10 protein-coding genes and 1 pseudogene are annotated in these 8,941 nt (G+C 45.3%); 3 read left to right on the plus strand and 8 right to left on the minus strand.

Annotated features, from left to right (window positions below; genetic code table 11):
- Positions 1-5: 5 nt before the first annotated feature.
- From AC1DWB_RS24125 to AC1DWB_RS24135, 3 genes are all read right to left on the minus strand, one after another.
- A complete protein-coding gene (locus tag AC1DWB_RS24125; protein WP_477543644.1) occupies positions 6-1,013 on the minus strand; it encodes a Gfo/Idh/MocA family protein in 1,008 nt (335 codons plus the stop codon).
- Entirely contained in the window at positions 1,010-2,011 is a 1,002-nt protein-coding gene (locus tag AC1DWB_RS24130; protein WP_477543645.1) for a Gfo/Idh/MocA family protein, read from the minus strand. Before AC1DWB_RS24130 ends, AC1DWB_RS24125 begins: the two co-directional genes overlap by 4 nt.
- Positions 2,012-2,804: 793 nt before the next feature.
- Entirely contained in the window at positions 2,805-3,134 is a 330-nt protein-coding gene (locus tag AC1DWB_RS24135) for a TetR/AcrR family transcriptional regulator (RefSeq protein ID WP_477543646.1), read from the minus strand.
- Positions 3,135-3,169: 35 nt separating this feature from the next.
- Between AC1DWB_RS24135 and AC1DWB_RS24140 the strand changes: the two genes are divergently transcribed.
- Positions 3,170-3,850, plus strand: coding sequence for an alpha/beta fold hydrolase (locus AC1DWB_RS24140; protein WP_477543647.1), 681 nt, complete (start codon positions 3,170-3,172; stop codon positions 3,848-3,850).
- 361 nt (positions 3,851-4,211) lie between these two features.
- On the opposite strand, the gene AC1DWB_RS24145 is transcribed toward AC1DWB_RS24140, so the two are convergent.
- Positions 4,212-5,141 (minus strand): alpha/beta hydrolase, encoded by a 930-nt coding sequence (locus tag AC1DWB_RS24145; protein ID WP_477543648.1) that lies wholly within the window; start codon positions 5,139-5,141, stop codon positions 4,212-4,214.
- A gap of 63 nt (positions 5,142-5,204) precedes the next feature.
- Positions 5,205-6,374, minus strand: coding sequence for an MFS transporter (locus AC1DWB_RS24150; RefSeq protein WP_477543649.1), 1,170 nt, complete (start codon positions 6,372-6,374; stop codon positions 5,205-5,207).
- 181 nt (positions 6,375-6,555) lie between these two features.
- On the opposite strand from AC1DWB_RS24150, the gene AC1DWB_RS24155 reads away from it, so the two are divergent.
- Entirely contained in the window at positions 6,556-6,900 is a 345-nt protein-coding gene (locus tag AC1DWB_RS24155) for a winged helix-turn-helix transcriptional regulator (protein ID WP_477543650.1), read from the plus strand.
- Between the two features lie 165 nt (positions 6,901-7,065).
- On the opposite strand, the pseudogene AC1DWB_RS24160 reads toward AC1DWB_RS24155, so the two are convergent.
- From AC1DWB_RS24160 to AC1DWB_RS24170, 3 genes and pseudogenes are all read right to left on the minus strand, one after another.
- Positions 7,066-7,428 (minus strand): annotated as a pseudogene (locus AC1DWB_RS24160) (AraC family transcriptional regulator); the annotation flags it as partial.
- A 690-nt stretch (positions 7,429-8,118) separates the two neighbouring features.
- On the minus strand, positions 8,119-8,475 hold the full coding sequence (locus AC1DWB_RS24165; RefSeq protein ID WP_477543651.1) for a hypothetical protein: 357 nt from the start codon (positions 8,473-8,475) through the stop codon (positions 8,119-8,121).
- Between the two features lie 4 nt (positions 8,476-8,479).
- Positions 8,480-8,731, minus strand: a complete 252-nt coding sequence (locus AC1DWB_RS24170; RefSeq protein ID WP_477543652.1) for a hypothetical protein — start codon at positions 8,729-8,731, stop codon at positions 8,480-8,482.
- A gap of 80 nt (positions 8,732-8,811) precedes the next feature.
- On the opposite strand from AC1DWB_RS24170, the gene AC1DWB_RS24175 reads away from it, so the two are divergent.
- Positions 8,812-8,941 (plus strand): MerR family DNA-binding transcriptional regulator (locus AC1DWB_RS24175; protein WP_477543654.1); only part of this gene is annotated, 130 nt, incomplete at its 3' end.

Below are 8,941 nucleotides of genomic sequence, written 5' to 3' on the forward strand. Positions count from 1 at the left end.
ACCTCCTAAGCAAGTCGAACGATCCGCCTTTCGGCGGCTGAGACATAGGCGGACTCCATCAATTGCGTCAAGGCCCGTCCTTGTTCAATCGTAATAGCTGGAGTTTGGTCATACAGCACATAGTCCACCCATTGGTCTACCGGCGAAGGCAGGCTTGGCGGAAGCCTGTCCGGCCTGATCCAGCCGGAATGGGGTTCCGAAGGAAGGAGCGAGCTGCGGATTTCCATTTGATTTCCGATCAGGAGGCACCCTTCCGTCCCGTATAGTTCCACGAGCGCCGGGGAGTGTCTGCTGGCAAATCCCGCTTCGACGACAGCCATCACGCCATCCGGGTATTGCAGCGTAACGACGGCGTTGTCCTCCACCTCCCGCCCGGTTACATAGCCGAATTGAGCGGATAGCGTCTCCGGCATTCCCAGAAAGTGATAAACCATCACCATCGGGTGGCAGCCCAAATCGATCAAAGCGCCGCCTCCGCATTCGGATTTATCGAAAAAATGGGCGGGCAGCCAGCCGTTAGGCACTCCTTCCCTCGGCAGCGCGCCGTCATGGGCGAGCCGTGCGCGGACAAAGGTGATGCGCCCGAGCAGCCCTTGATCCAGCACAGCTTTCGCATATATCGTTTTCTGATCGCCTATCCGCGGCAGCGAGACGGTCAGCTTCACCCCGTGACGGTTCACCGCGGCAATAATCTGATCCGCATCGGCTGTACGCAGTGCCAACACTTTTTCCGTAAAAATATGCTTTCCCGCTTCCGCCGCGGCAATCATGATGTCCGGATGCCTGCTGGAAGGCGCATTCACAACGACGGCATCCACATCCGGACTCGAAAGCAGCACGTCCAAATGCTCGAAAAAAGGCACCTTCAGTTGTTCCGCGATCTCTTGGCCGCGTCCGACATTCTCATCCCATACGGCGACGACTTCGCAATCGGTACGGTCCGTCAATTGTTTGGTATAGCCTTTGGCATGCACATGCCAAAAGCTCAGAATCGCTACCCGCAGCCGCATCATCCATTCCTCCCCGCAGCGTCCGGAACGGCCGTAGGCACTTCGTATCCCGCTGCCGCATAGATCGACTCGGTGAATTTAACGACCTTGAGCGCATACTCCCCGGGAACCAAAACCTCATGCTTCCCCCAGATCGCGTCCAAGAAGCTGCGATCGGGATCCGTCAGCGCTTCGGGCAGCTCGGGTTCAACCGGATCTTGTCCGTGCAGGTTCAGCGTTACTCGGCCGTTGTCATAAAAGATCGCGCCGGCTTCTCCGATAAAGGCATAAGTTTCCTTCAGTTTGGCCAGCGGCGCCAAACCGATAATGTTCATGCTGCCGATCGCCCCTTCAGCAAAGCGGATATTCGTCATAGTATCTACCTCAACCGGCGATCCGTGACATTCCAGTTGAACCGTCAACTCTTTCGGTGTCAAACCAGTCGTCCACAGCAGAACATCGATAATATGACTGCCCGAATCCATCAGCATGCCACCCCCGGAAAGCTCCGGCATTTGCCGCCAAGTCCCTTCCTGTGCCTGCTTCCAATCTTGATACAGGGTAGCTGTTACCGAAGTAAGTCGACCGATTACCCCGCCCTGAATGGCCTGCTGGATATACATGAATGGGGGCAAAAAATGCCTTTGGAACGATACCTGCAGCACTTTGCCATATTTCTCGGAGCACGCGATAAGCTGTTCCGCTTCCTTGGACGAACAAGTCATCGGCTTCTCGATCATCACGTGCTTGCCAGCCCGCAGCGCCTCCTCGGCTTGCCGGTAATGCAGCGTATGCGGAGAACAAATGATGACTGCGTCCAATTCACAATCGTGTAACATTTCAGTGTGATTCTCATACTCTTTTGCCTCATTCAGCCCGAATTTCTCTTTTACCCATTGCCTGCCCTGTTCCCCCGGATCCGCAAGCGCTACGATTTTCGCGTTCTCGATGCGGGACAATCTTAGCGCATGACTATGAGCGATGTTGCCGCACCCGATGAAGCCTACCCGAATAACTTTCATTCCGTTTCCCCCTTCGTGATTGGTCCAGTAATGATGTTCATTATACAAAGCCGGTTTAGTCCCAACAATGAATTCTGATGTCCTTGAATGATACTTTCATTACCTCTATAACAAAGCAACGTTACGGATGCATATTGGCACGATAGTACTAACCCCGAATTAACGTAATCCCGTCCGAATGGAGCTAGGCAGCTTCAGTATGTCGTCGACTCGCCAACGGTGGCACTTAGATCTTCGGTCAGCCGCACCACGCAGATGGCACCGTCCATGGTCTGTGTCCACTCGTGGCAGAACACCATCCACGGCTGCCCGCCCGCGTCCACGTGCAAGACAAATGGAAAATTCTTCAGATTTGTAACATCGAATGAATTTATTTCAAAAATGAATCCAAGTGTGAGTGAGAACTCAGAAAATCGTAAATGACATGGAAAACAAAAGACGACCGCTCGCCGGAACAAGATTCGGCAGGCAGTCGGCATCCATCCAACACTATAATGTAACAAGTTTAATATTGCGAAATTCCGCATAGCCTCCATGGTCCTTTGCCGACGAAAGCATCGCCTCCGATAGCTTGTCGGGAAAATTGATCATGCCGTCAACGCCACAGTCCAGCGCATGCGAACGACCTGTATCTAGTTTAGATTCCTTCCCCGAGATATTTCAAAAATCTTGGAGAGCATTTCCGCCTTCAATTCTAACAGGGGGAAATTCTCCGGATAAGTGGCATACATAAGCATCATGCCATGAAGGGCAGTTGAGAAGTGGAGCGACTGCATATGGGGATTGGGAACCCTCATTCTACGAAAGATGTCAACCTGGAGTTTGGATTGGCGAGCCATTTCATCTTTAAGCAATTGACTATATGTGGATACGACCTCGTCAGCTTCTGGATGTGTTTGAATGTGCAAGTAAAAACGATATTTGCTAGGCCTTCCTGAACATTATGAAGCGCATGATCGGCGATATACACAAGTTGTTCTACTGGAGTCGGTTTCGTGACCGCTTCCTCCATGACTTGAACGATTTCTTCTATACGGCTCAGGATTAATTCTCTTAAGAGATCGGCCTTTCCGGAAAAATAATTGTACAAGAGACCTTTAGAAATCCCGGCACGCTTAGCCACATCATCAATGGATGCTCCATGGCGGCGGAACCGATATGCGGGATTCGACCTTCCTTGCTCCTCTCCTATCCAGACATTTCAAAGTCATTGCCGTTGACCCACGCGGGTGCGGAAAGTCTCCTGCTCCGATGGAGCCTTCCAATTATATCGAAGATGTGCTTTCCCTTCTGGACCACTTGAACATCGAACAGGCTATACTCGTAGGAAATTCCATCGGTGGACAGATCGCAACTGAATTTTCGCTATCCTACCCGGATCGTGTGCAAAGTCTTATTCTACTCTCACCTGCATTGTCGGGATTTGTTCACTCTCCGGATTTGGCTGCCGTCCTGCAAAGAGTGCAAGCTGCCGTACCAGATGTCGTTAAGATGACAGAACTCGCTCTCGCTGCCCCCTTTTATACCGTTACCAGTAAAGGTCCGCAACGCGGCCTTATGGCAGAGATGACTRCACATAACATCAAAAAGATGYTMGAGTGGGCTACTCCAAAATCGGTTTGGSCTAAACCTCCTGCCATTGAACGATTAGACAAACTACAGTCAAGAACGTTATTAATTCTTGGAACACTCGATTTTGTTGATTGTYTCCGGATAGCCGACCATTTTCGTGTGGTTCCTAACATTCATTTTGCTGAAATCCAAGGGGGAGACCAYAAGATCAACCTTACTCAYCCGGAAGAGGTTTATTCGWATATARTTACGTTTTTGGAAGCCTAATTTTTMATGATCRATGTTGCTCAATAGCGAAGTTAAGGCTGAACGGYTTACGCCGACAGCCTCTTCGTTTTGTAATGTAACTCTCTAACAAAATCGGTGAAATAAGTATTACTAATTGACTAACGAAAACTGCTATTTATTTTAGAAATAAGGGGTATTCGGATTTTGTGGTGGAATACTGTCTACCAATTTCCAGCTTCAATTTCAAGTTATTTTGAACATATGGTCACTCTACGAATTTCTATTACTGACTGGTAAGAGCCCTTTTATTAACAAGTAAGCTCTGCACAAATGAAGTGCAGAGCAAAAGGTTCAGTCAATTGATAACTCAATGTATCAAATGGATTCTTGAAAAGTCGATTCACGATTTAAAAGCTCTTGCTAACGCGGTGATGTACTCCTTGCTTGCGCGTATGCTAACATCTGCAGCGGGAGCCATTGCATCAAAACCGTGAAAGCACCCCGGATACAAATGGAATTCAACAGGAACGCTAGCCCTCGCCATCCTTGCAACATAATCAATCGTTTCATCCCGAAACAGGTCCAACTCTCCCACACAAGTATATGCTGGAGGAAGCCCCGCCAAATTTATGGCACGGGCCGGAGCAGCGTAAGGGGAAACTTCCACAGTCTGTTCACCCAAATACATCTTCCAGCCTGCAATGTTAATTGATCGATTCCATACCGCATTGCGAGATGTAATTTCATGACTGGATGGCGTAATATTACGATCATCAATCATCGGATACAGCAGCATTTGGAATGCAATCGAGGGCCCTTCTTTATCGCGAGCCATCAAGCTTACCGCCGCTGCCAACCCGCCCCTTGCGCTGGATCCCGCGACAGCAATGCGCTTCACATCAATATTCAGTGGATTGGATGTGTTCGATAACCATAATAAAGTTGCATAACAATCATCGATGGCGGCTGGAAAAGGATGCTCGGGTGCAAGACGGTAATCAACTGAAACCACGACACAATCCACTTCTTGAACGAACCGTTCGCATAATCCGTCATCGAAATCGGGATGCCCTAAGACATAACCGCCACCATGGATCCAAAGTACCGCGGGAAGCTTGTTCGCGGATCTATGAAGCGGCTCATATATTTTCACCTTTATCTCTCCAGCTGGGCCGGGAACCATTCGACTGACGATTCGAATATGTTCGGATTGGTGCGGCGGCATAAACGGTATATTCCTGGCTGATTCCACGTCATCCGGCAAAGTAAGATGTGGAGTGTTTGCAAGTGCTTCTCGCAACTCCGGCGCCACTCTGTTTATAAACTCCATATTGATCCTCCTCGCGATCATTATTCGCTTTTTTAAAACTGATCTCATTCTCCAAAACTTTTTTCAAACAGCACTCGTTGCCAACTTTCTTTTTCTTAAAGCGAATGCTACGAAAGCAAGCATCAGACTAAGCGTATAGAAAGCACTTGAAGCCCATGGATGATATTGAACGGTGGAATTATAATTTACCCATAAGCCTCCCGTTACCGCTCCAATGGCCAACCCTAGATGTGAAACCGATGTGTTGAAACTGAGTATAAGATTGGCTGATTGAGGCGCTAATTGAATGAAGTAGGCTTGCACCGCCGGAGTGTTCATAAACACCGTGAACATCCAAACTAGGATCAGTGCCAATCCAATGAATAGCACTGCAATTAATGCGGGGAGCAGAGCAAGAGAAATCGCGGCAATGGCTGCAGTCAAAAAAATGGTTCGAACCGCTCCCCATTTATCTGTACTGTAACCTCCTGCACGTGAACCGATAATTCCGGCGATGCCAAGTACAAGCATAACTATTCCAATACTTGAAGCGTCCATATTAAGAATTGTTTTTAAATACGGAGTAACATAAGATAGCATGATGGAATGACTTACACAAACAACAAGATTGAAGCACAAGGCGGAGATCAGAATTGGATTTTTTAGTACGCTGAATTGTTGCCAAAAAGGCACCGAAGCATCCCCTTCGATTTCCGGGAGCAAGCGGACCAAGCCGATTATCACCACTATGCCGGTGATCCCTAAAACCATGAAGATGATATGCCAGTTCCAACGATTGGAAATGGCGATCCCGATCGGCACGCCCGCAGTCATCGCCATGCCGAATGCCAGAGAAATCATGCTGATCGCCCCGCCCATTTTTTCAGGGGGAACTAGCTTCGTGACCGAACTTATCGCAACCACGGAAAATACGCCAGCGCTAACCCCCAGAATGATACGAGATACAAGCAAGATTACATACTCCGTGCTAACGAAAGCTACTGCACAGCCGATAATATTAACAACCAGCGACAATAGTAATAACTGTTTACGTTTCATACGAGAAGTAAGCGAGATCACAATCGGGGTCCCAATCGCAAAGGCAAGAGAAAATCCGGTTATTAACTGACCGGCTGCCGCTATCGATATGCGCAAATCTTCCGCAATGAAATTAAGTACGCCTGAAACGACAAATTCAGCTGTACCTACAAGAAATATCCCTAGGATAAGAAGATAAATATTGATTCGATTCATTGGTCCATACCTCCTGTGCAACTTTTACACTGCCGCGTCCGGCATGTGAGATTAAAGTAATAAACGTGGATCCAGTCTATTGACAGTATAAGGTGATGAATAACATAATGTAAGAAGGCAATGTATTTGGATATAACCAATTTAATTTGACTTACTATATTTTTGTAAGGATAGTGAGGACATGGCTGATAAAGAACAGTCGAATATTTGTGAGGTACTTCAAATTCTCGGGGCAAAGTGGTCTTTTGTCGTGCTCGACGAGTTGTTGAATGGACCGCAGCGGTTTAATCAACTTCGAAAGAACGTGTCAATAATTAATACACAATCTTTAACGGATACACTTCGTCATTTGGAACAGAATGGTCTTGTTCGACGTCAAGTGTTTCCTACTGTACCGGTTACCGTAGAGTACTCCTTAACGGAAAAAGGAAGCGACTTTCAAACGGCGTTGAATGAAATGGATAAATGGGTGCAGAAATGGGGAGCTTCGCGTGAACATTGCGAAAAAGCCAGCAACTCAACTTAACTGAGTTGGCTGGCTTTATTTAGAATCAAAAGTCTACAAACTCTAATTAAAGCTCCCGGTCTTCTTAATGCCTAATCATGTCAAAGAACTGGAATAATGACAAATAAAATACCTAATATTACCTATAATGGATTTAAACAATTCGTAATTCCACCACAAAATCCGAATAGCCTTTTTTTCTATCTCAGAAAAAATATTGCCCCAAAATTCACTGACTGCCTCTTTTGTATGGTCAAGCAAGAAAACAGCGTATTTCCCACCAGAAAATTTACCAACTTGAGCTGGTTTTGCCACATTAAAATCTTTATTTATAACAACGCAAACATCATAACGACATTCCTCTTTAGGAGTAACCTCTGGGTTATCTTGTGGTATACCTAAAATTGTAGAATTATCAAAAACACCATTCAACTGTGCCCACTTTTTAAAAGACTCCATTAGCTCTTTGTTTTGCTTTTCACCATACTCTCCAACGTTTCGGAAATAAGCAATCCTTGATTCAGGTAATTCTTCAATAGTTATTTTCATATTTTAGTCCTCCTTTCTTAGATAAGGTAATGCGATTTAAAATGTTTTTCAAGCTCTTTTATAAAAGAATTTGATTATACTGTGTAATGATAATAAMGATGTTTAATTTTAAAGCAGAAAAAACGCATTACACCGTCCGCAAATGTGGACGGTGTAAAAATAAAGGTGTTTAATTTTTTGTACAATTACTAAATAAGAACTCATGGAAGTAACAATAAAGTCGTTTAAAAACTCAATCAATATGCAACAATCGCGCCCGATTGTTCAACAAGTTAAACAATCTTATTCACTTTTACTTTCTAACTCCTTAATTCTTTCCTCTAACTTTTTAATCTGTTGAATTGTATGAAGTACGAGCCCCAAAGCTATTGCGCCTATAGTGAAGGCGGGAAAAATAAGAAAAGCAGACCATTCCATTCGCTAACCCCCTTTTTATAAAGCCAAGTTATTCCAATAAATCTTGTTAAACAATCTGGCCCGTTTGCGGTATAACTTAATACATTTTAATTTTAAATGACTTTATTATTTTTTAAACAACTTTATTATGATTTAAACAACTTTATTATCACGAAACATATACTATGATTTAATTAATCTATTGTTCCACTACATAATCCGATTTATGATGTAATTTCTATCAAGTAATTAAAATAGTAATTCCACTATATATTCCGAAGACCCGAAATAAGTCTAAACTTCATTATTCTCGCCCAACGCTGTGATCATCTGAATTTTATCGTTGAGCTCGTTACTTAAGAAAGCTTTTGCTTCGGCATTTCCCGTTAGCTGCAACAAAATCGGTTCGTTTTCGTGACTTGCACTAACCGTGAACGTTAAAAACGGACAGCATTTTCGCTCCAAGCTAATCCAATCATACAACAGACGCAGCGTATCCGGATCAGCAGGAAATTGATACTCAAACCCTGACTCAATCTCCGCAACCCCAAGCCTTCTTTTTTCTAATTCGCCCCAAGCGTCCTTGTAATCTATACGCTCTTCTTTAGTGAATACCGTATGGCAGCAAGCAACCGGTATTTCTTTTTTCATACGCTTAGCTCCTTCCACTTGCACAAGAAGTGCAACTGCAGCCTGGTTTCATACACAATGTTCCATTTGCCTTTCGGCGCTGATAAACAACGACTGCAACAGTAATAAGAACAAGAGCCAATATCACAATCACCACTGGATTTAAAAAGAAAGAAGATATGCCAAGAACTGCCGCGCCGCCAAGCAAAGGTATTGCACAACATAGCGCGCATGCTCCAAGAACACCAAGCCCCGCTAGCCATTCCTTTTTTTTCATTTACTCCACCACCTCATTCCGACTATACTTTTATTATAAAACTTAAAGTTAACTTTAAGTCAATGGGGAGGTGAATTCCTTTGCCAAGTCTCAGCATCGGAAAGTTAGCAGCCAAAGCCGATATAAACGCGTCTACGCTTCGTTATTATGAATCTATTGGATTATTGCCGCCGCCGGAACGAATAAACGGTCAGCGCCGCTATGCTGAAA

Source organism: Paenibacillus sp. P4_E11 (assembly GCF_056401635.1).